The sequence below is a fragment of the Novipirellula sp. genome, assembly GCF_041583735.1.
In the GTDB taxonomy this organism is placed as follows: Bacteria; Planctomycetota; Planctomycetia; order Pirellulales; family Pirellulaceae; genus Novipirellula.
Genome location: NZ_JBFHFD010000081.1, coordinates 1 through 19,224 on the forward strand (window position 1 = coordinate 1; position 19,224 = coordinate 19,224).

14 protein-coding genes and 1 pseudogene are annotated in these 19,224 nt (G+C 54.2%); 2 read left to right on the forward strand and 13 right to left on the reverse strand.

Translation table 11 applies throughout. The features are described 5' to 3' along the window. Positions 1 to 535 precede the first annotated feature (535 nt). Together ABX962_RS08755 and ABX962_RS08760 are read left to right on the forward strand one after the other, a co-directional pair. A complete protein-coding gene (locus ABX962_RS08755; protein ID WP_372718539.1) occupies positions 536 to 1,315 on the forward strand; it encodes a helix-turn-helix domain-containing protein in 780 nt (259 codons plus the stop codon). Positions 1,316 to 1,523: 208 nt separating this feature from the next. Continuing rightward, on the forward strand, positions 1,524 to 2,393 hold the full coding sequence (locus tag ABX962_RS08760; RefSeq protein ID WP_372718541.1) for an endonuclease/exonuclease/phosphatase family protein: 870 nt from the start codon (positions 1,524 to 1,526) through the stop codon (positions 2,391 to 2,393). Positions 2,394 to 2,457: 64 nt separating this feature from the next. On the opposite strand, the gene ABX962_RS08765 is transcribed toward ABX962_RS08760, so the two are convergent. From ABX962_RS08765 to ABX962_RS08825, 13 genes and pseudogenes are all read right to left on the reverse strand, one after another. Continuing rightward, entirely contained in the window at positions 2,458 to 3,666 is a 1,209-nt protein-coding gene (locus tag ABX962_RS08765) for a hypothetical protein (protein ID WP_372718543.1), read from the reverse strand. A 145-nt stretch (positions 3,667 to 3,811) separates the two neighbouring features. Beyond that, on the reverse strand, positions 3,812 to 5,515 hold the full coding sequence (locus tag ABX962_RS08770; protein WP_372718545.1) for a hypothetical protein: 1,704 nt from the start codon (positions 5,513 to 5,515) through the stop codon (positions 3,812 to 3,814). Positions 5,516 to 6,005: 490 nt separating this feature from the next. After that, positions 6,006 to 6,056, reverse strand: coding sequence for a hypothetical protein (locus ABX962_RS08775; RefSeq protein ID WP_372718564.1), 51 nt, complete (start codon positions 6,054 to 6,056; stop codon positions 6,006 to 6,008). 1,054 nt (positions 6,057 to 7,110) lie between these two features. Then, complete coding sequence (locus ABX962_RS08780; protein ID WP_372718547.1) at positions 7,111 to 9,753, reverse strand: hypothetical protein; 2,643 nt, start codon at positions 9,751 to 9,753, stop codon at positions 7,111 to 7,113. A 199-nt stretch (positions 9,754 to 9,952) separates the two neighbouring features. Further along, positions 9,953 to 10,873 (reverse strand): TIM barrel protein, encoded by a 921-nt coding sequence (locus ABX962_RS08785; RefSeq protein WP_372718549.1) that lies wholly within the window; start codon positions 10,871 to 10,873, stop codon positions 9,953 to 9,955. A 274-nt stretch (positions 10,874 to 11,147) separates the two neighbouring features. Continuing rightward, positions 11,148 to 13,478: an alpha/beta hydrolase gene (locus ABX962_RS08790; protein WP_372718550.1), complete on the reverse strand. Its 2,331-nt coding sequence runs from the start codon at positions 13,476 to 13,478 to the stop codon at positions 11,148 to 11,150. 153 nt (positions 13,479 to 13,631) lie between these two features. Next, entirely contained in the window at positions 13,632 to 14,279 is a 648-nt protein-coding gene (locus ABX962_RS08795) for a hypothetical protein (RefSeq protein WP_372718552.1), read from the reverse strand. Further along, positions 14,276 to 14,851, reverse strand: coding sequence for an RNA polymerase sigma factor (locus tag ABX962_RS08800; RefSeq protein WP_372718554.1), 576 nt, complete (start codon positions 14,849 to 14,851; stop codon positions 14,276 to 14,278). The genes ABX962_RS08795 and ABX962_RS08800 overlap by 4 nt, the downstream gene beginning before the upstream one ends. Before the next feature lie 9 nt (positions 14,852 to 14,860). Continuing rightward, on the reverse strand, positions 14,861 to 15,547 hold the full coding sequence (locus ABX962_RS08805) for an FHA domain-containing protein (protein ID WP_372718556.1): 687 nt from the start codon (positions 15,545 to 15,547) through the stop codon (positions 14,861 to 14,863). Between the two features lie 566 nt (positions 15,548 to 16,113). Beyond that, positions 16,114 to 16,887: a biotin/lipoate A/B protein ligase family protein gene (locus ABX962_RS08810; RefSeq protein WP_372718558.1), complete on the reverse strand. Its 774-nt coding sequence runs from the start codon at positions 16,885 to 16,887 to the stop codon at positions 16,114 to 16,116. A gap of 42 nt (positions 16,888 to 16,929) precedes the next feature. Further along, positions 16,930 to 17,331, reverse strand: coding sequence for a glycine cleavage system protein GcvH (gene gcvH, locus ABX962_RS08815; protein ID WP_372718560.1), 402 nt, complete (start codon positions 17,329 to 17,331; stop codon positions 16,930 to 16,932). A gap of 39 nt (positions 17,332 to 17,370) precedes the next feature. Continuing rightward, positions 17,371 to 18,492 carry a glycine cleavage system aminomethyltransferase GcvT gene (gcvT, locus tag ABX962_RS08820; protein ID WP_372718562.1) on the reverse strand — a complete coding sequence of 374 codons (1,122 nt, stop codon included), beginning with the start codon at positions 18,490 to 18,492 and terminating at the stop codon, positions 17,371 to 17,373. 196 nt (positions 18,493 to 18,688) lie between these two features. Continuing rightward, positions 18,689 to 19,224 (reverse strand): annotated as a pseudogene (locus tag ABX962_RS08825) (ribonuclease R); the annotation flags it as partial.

The following is a 19,224-nucleotide window of genomic DNA, read 5'->3' on the forward strand; positions in this document are numbered from 1 at the left end:
AAACTCTCCCAATGGTTTTCGGTTTGCAAACGCTCGCCTAATGCGTTACCGACCAAACAGATATGGTCGCCTTTTTTCAGTTCCACTTCGGCGGCATCGCATCGCGCCGGCGGCACCGTCAAACTCAAACTGAGAAGCAAGAGTGCGAGGAGGAATGTCGTTTGTCGTTGCATCAGGTTTTCAATCTCCAAATTGTTTTTCCAGACGGTCCGGTTCCATTTATCGACGCCGCAAAGGGAAGCATCACACCCACATGAGTGGTTCCGATCATACACGGAGAATTAGGATGTGACAGTTCGCAAGAAGGCAAGCAGGAAAACACGAACGCGCAGGCGGAGGGTAGGTGACGGGGAGGGAAACGTTTCCAGGGGAGGGCAGGGCAGAGCAGGGTAGGGAGGAGCGAAGCCGGTTGCTTCGCTTACAATCCCCTATTGGCTGCGAACTATCTTGCACCACGGACCTTGAAATATCTTGTATCATTCAGACTTCATTTATGAATTATCCGACATAAAAAGTCCGTTTCCACGAACCCATTATGATACACGCGGAATCCGAACGGGGGGCCAACGGCAAAGAAAACAGCTTTAAAAGCGATTTTCTTAACCGAATGCATCCGTCGCATCAAATCCAGAGGCTGTTCGACTACGTGCCTGGCACCTCTTTTTTTATGAAAGACGAGCAGAGCCGCATGGTGAGCGTTAGCCAGTCGATCGTGGATCGTTTCGGCTGCGAGCACGAAGACGAGGTGATCGGTCGCGATGATTACGACTTTTTCCCGGCTCATATCGCCGATAGCTTCGTCCGCGACGACCAACTGGTCATTCGCACGGGCGAGCCGATGACCGATCGTGTCGAGATCTGGTACACCGAACAAAGGTTGTTGGATTGGTTTGTCACCACAAAGTTGCCGGTTTACGATAAACAGGGGTCCGTAATCGGAATCATGGGAGTGATTCGTAGCTACGAGGGTCATCGCAAAACGGCGTTGCCATACAGTCAAATCAGCGATGTGGTCGAACATATTCGCGAGAATCATCGTGGACGCATCACCGTGGTGGAACTTGCCCAACGAGCCAATGTATCCACACGCCAATTACACCGAAAATTCATGGACGTATTCGGGATGAGTGTGCAAGACTTTTTGATGAAGACTCGGATGCAAGCGGCATGCGACGAATTGATCCACGCGAATACATCCATCATCGACATCGCCGCTCAACTCGGATTCTGTGACCAAAGTGCGTTTACTCAACAATTCCGCAAACACATCGGTGTCACACCGTCACGATTTCGCCGCCAACATCGGTTGTCGTGATCACGACGCCATTCATGTCATTGATCCGTCAGAACAAACGGAAACCAACCGCTGGATTTCAACGTAGCTGCCATCGCCACGCGGTGGAACCCACGCTCTGGCGAGCGTAGCTACGACAACAATCAATCTCTCGATCCTCGCGGCCAGAACGCAGGTTTGCCGAGCGAAACACGACTATCCCCCCTCTCTCTTTCCGGAACCTTGGAACATGAAAATCGGTTGCCTCGCTTTTCTCGCCTGCTTGATCGCCACTGCCGTTTTTGCAGACGACACGACACGGTTGATGACCTACAACATTCGCTACATGAATCCCAATGATGGCCCCGACCATTGGGATCATCGCGTCGATGCGGTTGCCGAAACAATCAAGGGGGCTGACATCATCGGATTGCAAGAAGCAACACGAAAACAAATCGATGATCTCTCCGAACGTCTTCCCGAATTTCAGTGGTATGGGGTCGGACGTAGCGACGGCAAAGACGGCGGCGAGTTTTCGCCGGTGTTTTGGCGGCGGGACCAATTCGAAGTGACGCGAAAAGGAACATTTTGGCTTGGTCCCGATCCGCAGGCCGTGGGCAAAAACGCATGGGGCGCAAATTTACCCCGCATTTGCTCGTGGGTCGAAATCAAATCCAAGGACAACGCCACTGCATTGCTGCTGATGAACACTCACTTTGACCACCAAAGTGCCACCGCGCGAGAAAACTCGGCTAACTTGTTGCGTACAAAGGCATCCGAGCTTCGCGACGAGCTTCCCGTCGTCGTGATGGGTGACCTGAATGCGACTCCGCAATCAAAGCCGTTGCAAAATTTGCTCGCAGAAAGCGGCGAAGGAGTGAGGTTTTTTGATGCGATCAAACTCAGTGATTCCGATCCGACGGGCCCCAGCGGGACGTTTAATGGTTTCAAGGCCATTCGTGCAAACGGCAAGATCGATTTCATTCTGTTGAGCGATCCAAAATCCTCCGTCGCGACTCACCAAACACTCGACCCGAAAACCGCAGCAGGCCGTTTCGCCAGCGACCATCAACCTATCAAAATTGAACTTCGATCCTCAGTCGATTCGTCGAAACAATAACGCCCCCCTAAGGGCAGAGGGGGAAGGACAAACTCTAGCCAGGACTGGCCGCCGGAGCGGCTCGTCAGCTGGCAGCCCGGGCTCGCTCTCGCTCGCGGGCGGCAGTAACACGATTATTGACACGCAAGTGCCGATTCAAAATACCGGGCCGAGCGAGGTAGGGATACATGTGCAACCGATCAAACGCATCGGCGGTGAGTCGATGTACAAACGATTGCGGCGACAAATATTCGTCGTAATAGGCAATCGCACCTTGACGCATTTGCTGAATACTCGATTCCGGCATCGCCCGAATCTCCGTCATCAATTGACGAAACTGCTGCTCACCGCGATACACCAAACAATTCACTCCATGCTCGAGAGCGGGCTGAAACCGTTCGTTGTATTCAAGGATGGGGATCGTTCCGATCGCCAATGATTCAATGCAGTTATGACTGTGCGGGTAGGTCTGGCCCGGTGCCGCAAGAAAGAACTTTGCTTGGCTTACCACAGGTAACCATCGCGATGGAGCAACGCGATACCGTGCCGAATCCAAGATAACAAGGCTATCCGCGTCCGAGAGCATCAGCTTATTCAGTGCATCTTCGGAGTCGGGAAATTGCAGATCGTCCCGAAAGCACTCCTCGGCGAGTTGGACCAAACGGGGCCGAGGAATCGATTTGAAGTGAGTGTATTGCTCGCTCGGATGGTAGGCGTCGGACCGGCGGTCACCGCCAAAGAAGACGAGCCAGCGTCGCGGGGTATCGCGATAGGCTTGAAAATTCAAGTCTTCACGAGCATCCATGTGGTCGGGGTGAATCGTGTAGGGTACCGGTAAATCGCGGTCGCTGAGCTGGCGTTGGGTATCACTGGTTAATCGCAAAGTGCGATTGGCTTTCGGGCACTCCCTACGTCGATCGGTGATGCAAAGATCAAACTTCGCAGGCGTTCCCTCCACACCATACTCATAGACGTGCTCCAGCGCCCGCCACTTATAGACTTTGTTGGCATTTTGAAAAAAGCAAACTCGAGGAGTCAACCATACTCGATAGCCTCCACGTGTCAGCAGATTGACCAACGCGTGAATCCGACGACCTTGTTCGCCATCAAAAATGATCTTGTTGATGTCAAGCAGAACGGTGTGTCCGTAGGACTCGTTAGCTCGCTCAAGTCGACGCCATTGGCGTTGACGCTTTATCGAACCTGCAAACAGCAAGTAACCACGCAACTGGCGAGCTTCCTGCTCGACAGCTCTCGCGAACCACCTCACCCGTTTCATATTTCTTCCCATCATTGCAAGCAAGAGTCTTTGTCGCCGAGGATGCGAAAAAACGTCAAATGGCGTCAAGATGGATCGCGAAATAGAAGTGTCAAGATCAAAATTTCCTCGCTAACGCATTTTGAAGTTGCGTGGCGGGTTGAAAAACCGATCGGTCCGCCTAGGAAATAATGTCGCGGCGGTTTTGCACGTAGTCCCAAACGACGAAGCGGTCGAGGTCACGGCCGCTGGTGAAGAACACGCGGCCTTTGGTGGTTTCGGCAAGCCGATAAGCGAAGCGAATATCCTCTTCGCTCTGCGACCAACTCGGGACCAGAAAGATATTGATCGTGATCCCTTCCTTCTGACACAGCCGGGCTTCGCGCATCGTCGCCTGTTCGGTCATCGGATCCGGCGGATACAACATATACAACCACTCGTCTTCGAAATGCGCGGTCGGCAGCCCGTCGGTAATCAACACGATTTGCCGGTTCGGGGTGTCGCTGTTGACGAGATTTTGACGCGCCAACTTGAGTGAGTGCTGGATATTCGTAAAGTGGGGATGCACCTGCTGTTCGCTAATGTCTTGATCACTCATGTCGGCTTTGAGCCGCACCCAGGGGTCATGGATCGTGACGTTCTTTGGCATCAGCTCGATGATCTCACCGGGCGAGACCAACTTGGCAAACGTGTACATTTCGATAAACCGCAGAAAGTCTCCCGGATACTCTGATTGGATCAATCCTTGCATCGCAAGCGCCATGCGTTTGACGTTGATGTATTGACCGTCGTAACGCATCGACCCACTCATATCCATGATCACACAAGTCGCACATTTGGGGTGATTGCGTGTTTTATGGACAACGATGTCGTCGCCATGTAGTCGCAGTGGCCGCTCATCCCCATGTCGCAACAGCGCATTGATGATCGTTTGCGGCAAATCGATGTTCGCAACGCTGTCGCCAAATTCGTAGGGCTTGGTCTGCTGCAACTCGACCGCCCCTTCGCCGACGACGTCGCCGTGGTGACGTCCTGATCGCGACGGTGCCAATTGGCTAAAAATTCGCTCCAACAGCCGACCTTGAAAAATCTTGTAGGCCTTGGGGGTCAGACGAAAGCCGCCTTTGTTGTTGGGATCTTTTTCCAATCCTTGGCGTTCGGCCTGTTCGCGAGCCAAGTTTTCTAATTGACGCCGCATCTCTTCAAGTTGCTGCATGTCGCCGGGTTGAGTGAACTCGCTTAACATCTCCATATCGATGATCGCAATTTGAGCTGTTTTCTCAGCTTCCTCGAGCTGCTTTAAAAGCTCGTCGATCTTTTCGAGCTCCTCTTTAACCTCGAGCGCCTTGGTAATCGACATCGATTCGATGCCAGTGAAGTGGTACTTCGAAGCAAGCTCTTCGATATTGTGTTTGTCACTCATCCGCTGAGTAACCTTCAACAAGGCCCGCGCCGTGTCATTGTTATCATCCCCCGCCTGGTACCACAGCGATTCCAGCAGATACGGTTGCTCTTGGACAATGGCGCGGCGAAAGAACTTGTCGAGCTCTTTAGGCAAACGTACCTCTTTGCTTGATTGCTGGAACGCGCGACGCGCCTTTTTCTGGACCGAATCACATTCGTACGTCGCTAAGATCTTGCGTTTACGCTCTTCGAGAATCGCCCGCAACATGTCCAAGCTCGGTCCCAAACCAGCCATTTGACTAGGATCCAAACGAATCGCTCGAGCAAGCTCCTCTTCGCTCAGCTCGTGATAGTTGCCGTACATCAACGCTTGCTCAAACGCCGAAGAGACAAGATCCGGTGGCGGTTGGGTCGGCGAGGGGAACTTGGTCGGGTCGTATTTTTGATAGGCGTGAATCACGCCCCCGAGTCGACGGTCCATTCGGATTTCCTAAGGATGAAATGATTTGAGGGACAAGCTAAGAGCCTGTCATTTCGCTGGTCGTTTCAGCGACCACAGGCTAGAAGCCTATGCGACAGGGTCACTTAGAACTCGTACTGGATCTTTCCGAATCGCTGCGAGCGACTGATTCGTTCCATGCTGTACAGTCCTGCCAATACAAACTCGACACAACTGGCACGGACCGCATCGTTCTCACTCGCATTGAGTTCAAACGCTTTATTCCAGGCTGGCGGCACCTGGCGAAGCCGCTCGGCGTAGTGGCTACTTGGCAGCATGTCACCGACTTCGACGCGAACGCCGCCGCGAAAGATCTCGGCGATGTCCGACAATCCGTGCTCTTCGACGTACTCTTTGAAAACCACTTCAATCGCTTGTGCCACCACGGCATCCAGCACTTGCCGCTCACTCATCTGATGAGTCCCCATCAAATCAAGTTCTAACTTACCAAGCGAACTGGAATAGATATGCCCTAGGTCGCTGATTCGTGGCACTGCGGGCTTCTCGCCGTGCAACACGCCACGTTGGCGAGCCGAGGCAATCAGAGTGCGGAAGTTAGCCAACGAAAATCTCGCGGATACACCCGAAGCTTGATCGATGTACTTGCTGCGACGCGCTTGGTTCGTGATCTCTTCGACGATTTGGTACATAAAGTAAGGCACTTGGACAGGGTAATTCCCGTCGAGATCGTCCCCGACTTCCTGCTGCAAGATCTCGATCCCCTGGTCACGTTCACTGGGGTAATGAGTCTGGACGATCGAGCCGATTCGGTCTTTGAGCTGCGGGATGACTTTGCCGCTGCGATTATAAGTCGACGGATTGGCTGAAAACAAAATCACCAAATCAATGTCAAATTGAATGGGATAACCGCGAATTTGCACATCGCGTTCCTCGAGGATATTGAACAAACCAACTTGGACCAGATCGTCCAACTCAGGCAATTCGTTCATCGCAAAAATGCCACGATGCATGCGAGGAATCAAGCCAAATGAAAGTGCCTCTTCGGTACTCATACTGACGCCGCCAGTCAGCTTGGCGGGATCAATTTCGCCAATGATGTCGGCAAACTTTGTTCCCGGGCTCAGCCGTTCGGCGTAGCGTTCGCTACGATGCCACCACGCGATGCGGATCTGGTCCGCCGGGGTATCTCGGCACAGACGTTTGCCGGCGGCAGATATCGGTTTCTCGGGATCCTCGTGCACAGGCAAATCGGGATGATCGATGTACGGCACCCATTCATCAAGAAAGCGGGTTAACATCCGCATGATTCGACTTTTGGCTTGCCCCTTTTCGCCCAGAAACAACATGTCGTGCCCGGCGAGCAGCGCCAAGTTGATTTCGGGGATCACGGTGTCTTCGTATCCCACGATCCCCGGAAACAATGCCTCGCCGCTTTCTAGCATGCGAACAAAGTTATCCTGCATCTCTTGCTTGACGCTTTTCGAGACCCAGGCGGATTCGCGCAATTCGCTTAATGTCGACGCACGGGGGGATTCACTCGCAACGTTCATAAACACTCAGTCCAAGGTTTTGTGGCGTACAATCTCAGTGCAGACATTGTACGAGCTTGGCGAGCGTTATTGCATGACTTTTGAATGAGTTAGATTCAGTTCGCCCCGAGTCAGCACATCTTGGACCCGAAAATACTCGTTCGCTAGCGGGGTTACCCGGACGTGCCATTGGAGCTGATGACTTCCCGAGTCGAGCCAAAGATCAACGTATTCCGAGGCGGCATCGAGCGAAACGATCTCGCCATCCACTCGGACTTCACCATACCGATGACGCCCCGCCGAAGAAGAAATCAAGCGAACTTCCATCGGAGTAGACAATTGCAATTGCCCCGAAAACTCAATTTCAACCAGTTGCTCTTGCAAACTATAAATTGCCGAATATTGCGTCAACGCTGAGGGTGTCAACAATCCCCCAGGCATATAGACGACGCGAAAATGAGTCGGGCGTCCGTCGATCTTGACTCGCCCGATCATGCCGGTCGAGCTATCCACCAAAGCCGGTGCGGGAACCATATTACGCGACTCCGGTGTCGCGACCGGTTTTACATTGTCCCACTCGCCGAGTTTGACGATGTAAAATGGCAATTCTAATTCCAAGCTGCGGATCTCGCGTTGCAGTTCGAGCTTTTGTATGCCATCCGCATCCGCTTCGATCCGCCGCTTGATTGCGATCACATGCGAACGAATCGAATCCGCCGAACGACCGTCCGTGCGATCGGCGGCAATCTTCCAGCGATCCGCTAGAGCATTCCACTCGGTAATCGAAGATGCTTTTGTCAAGGCAAGCTCTTGTTTGACCAAACTTGCGATCCTTGCATCGCTGACTTTAGCTAACCAGGGCAACCCTTGGTCCCAATTACGTAGCATCAAGCAGTAGTAACGTCCTGCGACCCCCAAATCCAAATCGGATGCAAAGGGAATCGCGTCAGGGCGTACGACCGTGGCTGACATTTTGGTGGACAACTCAATCGCTTGCGTCAACCGCCGCGAGTCGATCGAAAGCTGCTCGTCACCAACCGCGTTGACCAAGCCTGCGGCGCCGCGGGCGACAAGGTTACTCTGTTCCAGCGACTCATTGGTCAACAAACGCTCTGCCAACACAAATCCATTACGAGCTAAAAAACGCTTGGTATCGTCGAGATCCACAATCGCGATCGATGCCAAATAGGTTTGCACCAACGTTTGGTCGCTGTCTAATTCAAAGGTATTCGTCAATTCGTGAACAAGAGTTTCCACTTTGGCCGCATCCTGAACCAACCAAGCGTGTTCGGCAACCGTCCGCTGAATCACATAGGCCTCGTCACTACTCGACGCGTCGAGCAAGGCATCTTGCAATTGTCCAATCAAATCAACGACCGCCTCGGGCAGCATCCGCGTCCCTAGCACAGGGAAACGCGACTTTAGCTTTTGGCGTGCCGCCGCTTGCAGGTCCGACGAAGGAACGGCGGTGCGTTTCGTCTGGCCCTCATTCACGTAGTCCAATCCGTTGACAGGGTCGGTAATTCCATCCATTTGGCTCAGCATGTCGAGCGAATCAGGAAATGAAAAATCATCCCCTTCGGATGTCACGACCGCGAACGGATCGGGAAGAAACTCTGATTCGGGAGCCGCGTCAAGCGAGCCGGTCATGGTCGCGGACGCAGATGCCTTGCTGGGGGAAACCTCGCTTGGTGCCGGTGACGGCACCGATGAAAGCGCCGCCAGAGACGCATCAATGGCCAAATCCAAAGGATCGATTTCCAATTCGGTTTTGGTCGCCGTGTCGGAAGTCGACGGAGCGACTGCGGCCGCTGCGACGGGCGACATGGGGACGTCCGTGGTGACCACGGATTTTTCAGGCACAAGCTTCGCTGTCGCTGCGGCAGTCGTTTCAGGTGCAGCGGCCCGTTCCGGCGTCATCGTATTACCTGCGTTCGCGGTCACAGCACCGTGACCGTCGATCGGATTCTCGGCAACCGCAGAGACGCCAGCCCCTGACTCAGTCGGATGCAACGACTCTGCAACCAACGACTCTGCGGGGGTGTCGGCACTTGTGGGAGTGTCGCTGTTCGCGATCTCACCATTCCAAGCTTGATACGCTTCAGGCCCCAAATATTCTTCGGGCCCCAAATCAAGTTTGGACACTCCGAAAAGCGTGGCAACGAGCAAGCCGAACAACGAGAGCAGCATCCAAGGATGCTGGATTGAATTCCGCACGTTGGCGAGTCGTCGTCGTCGAACGCCCGCTTCGATCAAATCTTGCGAATCGAGGCTTTGCGTCCAATTGGCGATCGACGCTCGCGTCTGGACCATAAACGGAGTCTGGCTGGAACTCGAAAGATCGAAATCAAAGGGATCGTCATCCGAGACACCTTCGTTGTCATTGGGATTGTTGTCATTGGGATTCTCGCCCGACTCGGCAACACCGATGCGAAAGTTTTGCTGTCCCAACCACGGAGTCCCCTCGGGTTGCAAACGTCCAACCAGGATACGCTGAACAAAGTCGCGACGGTTTCGAGGATCAAGCACCCGGTACGCCGAGGTCACCAACAGCGACAATTCACGCTCGCGTTGAGGCGAGGGTGCCACGAGTTGCTGGTCGGCAAGCGACTTACCCACCCGCGCGATCGCCTGGCGAATGACCGGCAAGCGGCATTCGTTCAGACGTACGCCGAGACGCCGAAACTCTTCGACACTCAGCTCGCTCGTTTCGATGTTAGTGCGTTGCATCAACTCTCAAAAAACCTTCACTCAAACCGATCAAACTGGGTTTCCGATTCTGAACTTCTCGGCCCTCAGGCCAAATTGCTATCACACGGATCTGAACTGACACATCCGTGCCGCGTGGGGTTCCCACTGTAATGTCGTTTTTTGCTGCATATCCGCTGCGTCGCATCTTCTGCGGTGCATCTACCGATTATTCGGAAACTCAAACGTCGCAAAGATGAAACGCTTTTTCCAAGGATTCGATCGGATCGTCGGCGGTGGGAATAAATTCTTGGGCAAGATAGCCCTGGTATCCCGTTTGGACGATCGCCCGAATAACCCCTGGGTAATTGATTTCTTGGTTCTCGTCTAGTTCGCCCCGCCCTGGATTTCCGGCTGTGTGATAATGCCCCACAATCGGATGATACTGGCGAATATTCCGGATCAGATCGCCGTTCATGATCTGCACGTGATAGATATCAAAGAGCAGTTTGAACTTGGGCGAATCCATCGCGTGAACCAAATCGGCACAAAGGTGCAAATCATCGCCCCAATATCCGGGGTGCCCTTTCATGGGATGTGAATCATCTCGGCTGTTGAGATGTTCCAGCACGATGCCGACATTCTTTTCTTCGGCATAAGGTAGTACACGTTTCCAACAATCCAAACAGTTGCGACGTGCTGACGCATCGTTGATTCCTTTCTTTGCCATTCCGGTAAAGGTAATGACGTTCGGCGCCCCATACTGCACCGCGAGATCGATTCCCTGACGCAGCTTTCTTTCGACTTCGGCATGATTTTCAGGATCGAGAGGCCCGTTGGCGAATCCATGACTGCCGGTCAAGGCGATTTTCAGCCCGAGCTTCGTGACCGCATCATAGCTGGAGGCCGGAATGCCCTCGATCGCTTCGAAGCCTATCCGTTTACAGTGCTTTGCCAAGGTCAACGTATCGATGCCACTGAAGCACCACCCCATCACCGATTGATGAACACGCCGTGTTTTCCCGCTAGCTGCATCCGCCGCAGCAGCAGAGTTTGTCGCACCCGTTTCCTCGGTTTGGGCGTGACACGTGGTTCCTGAGGCCATCGAGAGCGCTGTGCCTGCAAGCAAAGCCTGGGTTGTTAGAAAATCGCGTCGTTTCACCGTGCACGCTCCTGAGCAGCAATAGGGTTGTTGGGGGATACGGCCATTGTAGACGAACCCCACCAACGGAAATGCCCAATTTGGATGGGTTGGGGGCGACGAAAGTTCGCCCTTTTCGCGAGAAACCCTAATCGCTGGCTTGCGTGCGACGCGGCCCCCTTAGCCATTTGGCAGCAAAAACGCCAGGGAACGGGGCCTATTGAGGAACGGGCCCCTTTTGCGTGACCGCAAACTAAGGGGCGACAAGCAAGAAGCAAAAATCAAGGGACTGCAATTAAGGGATGGGGACGCCGGCCCAGAAAGGACGCTTTCGATCGGCCCGACGGCGTGCATCTTCGAGCAACGTTACGAGCGAACCGTCAAACTCAAACATCACTCGCCGCGAGCGATAGCGAATCGTGACCGGTTTGCCGAGATCGAGATTCCGCATCGGACGCAGCCAAACCATAAACTGCTCGGTCGGGCCTTGGTTGATGCGGATCTGGTTGTCGCTGCCGATCGACGCCGAGACCGATGCCGCACGAAGTCGTTCAGATTGCTCCCACAACAACGGATCGACGGCCACATCGGGCTTGAGGGCGCCAAGCTCTAACCACCAAAAGAAATTGTCGCCGTCGCGCATCGTGACCGCATCAATGTCCTCGGGGGCCTCTTTGCGGACATGCGATGGCAAACGCATCCATTCGAACAAGCGATGAATCTCTTCATAGAAAAACTCGCGTCCTCGGCCTCGATACATCACCACCATCGCGTCACTTTTGAATTTGACGTAGTCATCCATGATCGGTCCGTTGCGGACCAACGGCGTCGGCGCTCCGTCGCGTTCTCCCATCACCAAGTACATTGGCACATAGGGGGCATTGGGATGGTAATGCGTAATCGTTTTCGCCGGTTCGCCACTGATCGAAATCATGCCGGCCCACAAATCAGGATGTGAATAGGCGATATCCCATGCAGCCGCGCCGCCTTCGCCATGCCCGGCAATAAAGATTCGGTCGGCATCGATCGAGCTGCGACGCATTGCATCGCGAAGCGAAACGAGGATGCGTTCATGTTCTCGCGAACTGTATTCGTAATCGCGTTGCGAATCGCGAGTCCACAGCGGCGCGACGACAATAAATCCATAGCGGGACGCATGCCCCAAACGAGCCTGCATCTCTTCGTTGTAAACACCACTCCACCAATCAATCTCGGACACCGGAGTACCTCGCACCGGATGCAGCGCGAGCACACAGGGGTACTCGCGAAGCGGATTGTAATTTGGTGGCAACTGTACGACGTAACGAGGCCGCGGCGGCTGATCCAATTGCTCGGTTTCGTCGCCGACCAAGTACATCCCGGGAATCGTCTCGTGCGATGCCCCTGCGGGCCAATCAAGCGTGGGAGTCAGCAGAGGCAACATACGCGCCACGTACTCGGCCTCGGCTCCTTCAAGATTTTGAAGCTCTGCCAAAATCGCTTGACGACGCGCTGCATCCGACGTCGCTAAATATTCCGCCACTAAATCACGTACTTTTACCAGCGAAATCGTGACCGTTAAGTTCTGTTCGCCCGAACCGCTACCGAGCAACCAACCGGCAACCGCCAGGGCAACGCGATTTTCCAGCGGCACCGCCTCGGATTGCCCCAAGCGGATGTAATCGCTTAAGCGGATCATCGTTGCCGACGAAAGCCCCGCTTTGATTTCATTGAAAATGGGCTGCAGCGATTCGGCCTGCTCCAATTGCTGAATCTGACCGTCGAGCTGATTGATCAGCGACTTGGCTTGACTTTGCGATGCCCGAATCTTTTGCGTCGCGTCTTGGACTTGCAATCGGGTCACTCGGCCGAGTTGATCGGTGGGAAATTGCTGGAGGATCTGCAGTGCCAATTCCTCTTGGCCTGATTCCGCTCGTAACATCGCCTCTTCGAGCAACTGATTCGCTTGACGCTCGGTCAAGACGACAATTTGCCGCTGCATTTTTGCCGCTTCGGGAAACGTCTCGATTGCCTCTCGCAGCACCTCGATCGCATCTCCGTTACGCCCCGCTTCCATAAAAAAGCGAACGGCCTCGAGCCGTTTATCGAGATTGTCCCAGTCCAATCGCCGGCGGAAGATCGACTTCAGCGTCTCGGACTTCAGCGAGCTGGTCGCCACTCGCATATCCCACACATAAGATTTCTCGCCTTTGAGCCCCTCGACTCTGGCATAGCGGCCATTGATCTCGGTGATCCCTTGGACCAAACGCATCGGGCTGCCATCGACGCCGCGAACGGTCATCACGCGGCGGCCAAATTCGTTGAACGGCGAGACACCGAGGATGCTGCCAATCGCCGAAATCTCCTTACCACCGAGCGGTGTGGGCTGCCAAAACTCGATCGACTTTTCGATGTCGCGGACAGCCACGGGCGGCGCGGCAGACATCCCGTTGCCATGGAAATAAATCCGAGTCAAACCGTCATCGATGACCCAAATCGGCCGGAGTTTAATTTCGCCCGCCGCAGCAGCGGAAAACGCGTTGGCATTGAGCGAGGCGATCTCGGCCTTGGTTCCCCGCAACGTCATTCCGTTACGGAGTTGGAACAATTCCTCGGCCAACCCACGTGGCGCCATTTCCATGGACATCGCAAGGACACCCACCAGAACCGCGAAGCCAACTTTCCGACGTAATCCAATGCTCAAACGACCCAAGTCCCAAATTTTTGATCCATCCCAAGTCCCCGCCAAAGCATTCGACTTTCCACCGACATCGGCAGCCAATCGAGACCTCTATTTTAGTTAAGACGGCTGATCTTTTCCCGAGGTCGTCAAAATCGTTACCGCCCGCAGCAACGAACGTCCGATCGGCGCCACGCCATCGCGAAACGACTCGACCGTCGGCATTGTCTGTCCCAGCCAATCTCGTTGCTGAACATCATGGAACCAAGCAACGGGATTGGTCCGCATCCCATAGGCCCGGTTTTCAGCCCCCAGCATCGACAAGCTGGTTTTCGGCACCCTGTCTTCGTGCGACGAAGACGGGCCTGTAAGAGACGAGGACGGCGAGATCGACTCGGGCGCAAGCAATGCGATCGATGACTCAGCCGACGATGACTCAGCCGACGGGGACAAAGCAGGCGTCGGAGGCATTCGAAATGCAACGAGAATGACTGCGGCAGCCGCGAGTAGCACCGCCGCCATCACGTGGCGCGGCATAAAGCGAGTACGCGAATCGCCGAGACAGGATTCCGCGTCTGCTGGGGCAAGCAAGTTCTCTGCGGACGGTTCATCGCCCGGCAGTACTGTGGCGATTTGTTGCCAAGCGACCCAGCGTTCGCGACAGCATTCACACTGCGAGGCATGCGTCTGCAGCAAGTCGTTACCATCGATCGATTGCCGCCGGTCGATTTGATGCTGAAGCGTCGCCATAAATTCTTGGCACGTCATCGTTTCACCTCGGTGGCAACGACATTTTTGGCAGCGACCACGACTTCGCGTTTGAGCAGCTCGTCCATGATGGCCACACGAGCCCGATGAACCCACGTTTTGGCGGTCCCCAGCGGACACCCCAAATGGCTTGCGATCTCGGCGTAGTTCATCGATTGTTCGTGAAACAATTCAAACGCGCGTCGATGGTTTTTGGGCTGAGAGGCGAGGGCCAAACGGACTTCCTCGCGCAACGAATCGGCGGCGATTTTTTCTTGCACCCGATCGGCTGCCGGTTCGACCGGAACCCCGGTAACCACTTCGTGTCGATGCCGCGACAACACGGTCCGGCAACGATTCCCGGCAATCGTGACGAGCCAAGGTTCGATCGGCCGCTTGGAATCCCAACGTGACAAATATCTTGCCAATCGAGAGAAAGTCTCTTGGGTCATGTCCTCGGCGTCTTGGCGGTGACGCATGAACCGCATACAGACACCAAAGACGAGCGAATGGTAGCGTCCGACGAGCTTCTCGAACGCTGCAGGATCGTTCTGGCGGTGACGTTCGATTAGAAACGCAGTCGATTCTTCCATGCCATTTTCCTAGCGACCGCTAAAGAATCGCTTGAGTGCATCGTCGGCAGCGTCGCGTGAATTCTCTTTCATGTTCTTCTTCATTCCCTCAGGCAGCTTCATTGGCTTTTGCTTTTCAGGAATTTTGCGTTTACGCATCGCCGAGTCCTCTTCGTTAACCGAAAGCTCGGTACTATCGGAATCGGTCCCGCTTTTCACTTCGGCGGGATGATCAAGCCGCAATTGACGTGTTTCAGGATCCGAGATCTTGCGGACGCGATCGATCTGGTCCGCTTCGTCCAACCATGAATTGACATCCACCTCTTCGAACTTGCTGTCGCCAGACCCGGCTTGAACCACCCGCGCCGCGGCGTCTTCGACGTTCGCAACCTGTGGCTTCTTGGCGGCCTGCAATCCATGCTCGATCAAGACTTCGAATTCCAATTTGCCGATCGTCAGCTTGTCGCCTGGCTTGAGCACTTTTGCCATATCGGTGGGCAACCGCTTGCCGTTGACCAAGGTGCCGTTGCGACTCTTCAAGTCCTGGACAAGAACGCGACCATCTTTCAAGACAATGATGCAATGCTTGCGACTGACCGATTCGCTCTTGGGACGCAGCGAACACGAGTCGCTTCGTCCAATCAGAAATTTCTCGCTGGCAACGGCAATCTCCTTGCCGGCGTGACTTCCCGTCAGAACTTTCAACATAACTTTCATGAAGCACCTCTCAATGGTTGGCTGATGCCCGCGACGCGAGAACGATCACCCCAATCTCATTCGGCCAAAAAACACTCTTGGACGCTCAATGGCCAAGAATCATTTTCGCTCCGCCTTCAACAATTGGGTTGCGAAATGAGTCCCAATCGTTTTTTTCAATCTTCCTATCTGCTTACTCTTCCTATCTGCATACTTACCAGAGCATTCATACCGTGACGCACGACGAAGGGGTCGAAAAGACAATCGATAAGCCGATTCACTTCAGACGCCCTGAGGTAGCGTCATCCTAACTGGCGCCCCTTTTTTTCCATCCCCTAGCCTTTCACAGCAGCTCACCCCCCGCACGAAGATTAGTCAATGGTGAGCGGATGCTACGTTTGCAATAGAGAACTGATGTACATTTCTGTCGGTTCACCACCACAGCCTTGATTCTAAGCAGTCTCAAGGAAAGGATAATGCCTTTATTTTGATTTTAAAGCAAGTCCAGACGCCTTAATGCCATTCCTATCAACTAGCCCGAATATAACCACCCCACAATCGAATCGCCCCCGTTTGGGACTGCAATTTTAACGTTTTTCATTCCAATTTAACTGGCCAAACCGAGTCGCTTGAATTTGATTAGCGCGCTCCATGAGCGTCTCATCGAGCAAAAAACTATCAAATTTCATACCAAACGCCCCCGCCATGCTCGACGTCAGTGCCTCCGCCAGCTCTTGCGCTGCAATCCAGTGCGGCGTCACATTTACCACCCCCGGCAATTCGGGGGCATGAGGGCTGACGTCCAGCAGGATACTGCCGTGCTGCAAGACCGCCTTGCGACTCGTCCGCTGCGCACTTCCGCACACTTTGTAGCCAGACACGACCAAATCTTCGTCGGTACGTCGCTGAAAACAGAGGAACGGGTCGCAGCGTTTTTCGTTGCTTGCGGCCGCTTGGACTGCTTGATCCCCCCAATCGGCGTAACGCGTTGCCGCGACGCCAAACCGTCCGAGCGACTCGATGATCGCTTGGTGGGTTTGCTGATAGAGCTCGGATTTCGCCCCCGCAGGAACATATTCAAGCGGCCACACAAAACTGTAAGTCAGTTCGTGGTGATGCACGATGGCTCCGCCGCCAGTGGCGCGACGAACGAAGGCACACGTTGCACTGGGCGAATGCGCCAGCCGATCTCTCGCTTTTTGAAAATAGCCGAGCGAAACGGTCGGTTCGGACCAAGTGTAAAAACGGAGCGTCGGAACGGCATCGCGGTCGACCGACTCTAACAGCGCCTGGTCGATCGCCATGTTCTCCGCCGGGCCTCCAGCGGCGACTTCGATCAATCTCGCGTGCAACGTGTTCACTTATCTGGTTTCAAGTAAATCAACAGCCCCAATGTCGGAGAATTAACCCGATTCGGCGCACTGCTTTCTGTAGGCGGCGGCATCCATCAACGCGGACAGGTTCGAGTCGTCACTGACTTTGACCTTGATCACCCAGCCGAAGTCATACGGATCGTCATTCAATTGGTCTAAGTTGTCGGGCAACTCGCTATGGACTTCGACGACTTCACCGGTGATCGGGCAGTACAACGGGCTCACCGCTTTGACCGACTCGACTTCACCGAATTCTTCGCCTGCAGTGACCGCCTTGCCGACTTCGGGAAGGTCCATATAGACGAGGTCGTTCAGCTGTTCGATCGCAAACGCAGAGATTCCGATGGTTGCGATTTTCTCGCCACCTTCTTCGGCCACATCACACCACTCATGCGACTCGGCATACAACAACTTTTCTGGATCACGGGCCATGCAAAAATTCCTTCTTTGACGATCAAAAGGCTTGGACGATCAAACCTTGGTAGGACGTTTGTAAAAGGGAAGGGGGGTCGCGTTTGCAACCACGGTCTTCCCGCGGATATCAATTTGAAACTGCTTCGCACCCGCAAACTCGGCATCAACATAGGCCATCACGATGGGGTGCCCGAGCGTCGGCGATGGACCACCACTGGTAACGTAACCAATTTTCTTTCCATCGGCGTCGAGCACGTCACAACCTTCGCGAGCCGGCCGTTTGCCTTCGGGAATCATTCCCACGCGAACTTGCTTTGGACCAGCGGCCTTCACCGCACGCAGCGCGTCATCTCCCACGAACGAGCGATCTTTAAAACTACACGCGAACGACAAGCCGGCGGAAATCGGATCAATCGATTCGTTTAACTCATGACCATACAGCGGCATCCCCGCTTCCATTCGCAACGTGTCGCGAGCGCCCAACCCCGCGGCGGCAAAGCCTTCGTCGCGACCGGCAAGCATGATGTTTTCCCAAATCCGGTTCGCTTCTTCGGCACGAACGATCAACTCAAAACCGTCCTCGCCAGTATAGCCGGTCCGGCTGAGGATCGCTGGCTTTTTGAATTGATCGGTGATCGTGGCTTGGTAATACTTCAAGCGACTAGGATCAAACGAGAAAAGCTTTTTACAAACATCGATCGCTTTAGGCCCTTGGACCGCGATCATCGCCGTTAATTCGGTACGGTCGGACATCGTCACCGTGGGAAAATCGGGCAGATGCGGCGTGATCCAATCGACGATTTTTTGATGGTTCGATGCGTTAACGACCAACAAATGAAACCGTCGATCCGACGGCGTTTTCAAATGCGATACCAGAACGTCATCCAATACGCCCCCTTCGGCGTTACACATCAAGCCATAACGGACTCCGCCGATCGGCAAATCCGACACACGGCGTGTCAGCAGATGATCGAGCAGTTGTTCGCTGCCATCACCATCAAAACGAATGCGTCCCATATGCGAGACGTCAAAGAGGGCCGCCGACGTTCGACACGCTTGGTGTTCGGTGACGATCGAGGAATACTGGATCGGCATCTCATAGCCCGCGAAGGGGACCATTTTTGCACCGGCGGACCGGTGCCATGCATCCAACGGGGTGGTGGAAAGCGAGGTATTCATGGCAAGTCCGCTAGGGGCAGGAGTGTCCATCGATTTTTCAGCACCGGCAAAGCAGCACAGATAGCTACCGCAGATGCGTTAGTCAGGGGAAAGGCGGCCGTGATGTCAACGATCAGTGTGTGACCGGCCGATGCCGATCAACACGCGTCAGTTTATACAGAACACCACGATCGAAAAGCCCCAAGCCGTAAATGCTTTATCGCTTTCGCCGCTTCTTCTTTTGACGAGCTTCATTCTTGCGTTTTGTTCCCACCCGTTCCTTGCTGTGTTTCGGACGCCCTGAGGACACTGGCCCCGCTTCTGAGGAGTGGTTTTTAACCAAATCAAAAAACAGCTGGCGTTCTTGAAGGTCGATTTTGGCAATCTGCACCGTCAATAAATCTCCCAGACGAAAACGATTTCCGTCGCGGAATCCGACCAATTGCTGCCCCTGACGTTCAAATCGATACTTGTCATTCGGCAGTGCGGCGACCGGCAAAAAACCGTCGACGGGAAGCTTGATGCAACGCGCGTGAATCCCGTCCGCAAAAACACGGCTGACGACGGCATCGAGTTTTTCGCCTACCTTCTTCTTCAAAAAATGAAGCAATTTTAACTCGATCAAATCACGCTCGGCCTGCTGTGCATTGCGCTCCATATCGCTGCAATGATGCCCGAGCCGCAGCAACACCTGAAACGATTCATCCGGCGTTTTCTGGCCCTCAATCAGCTTTTGCACCAATCGGTGCACCG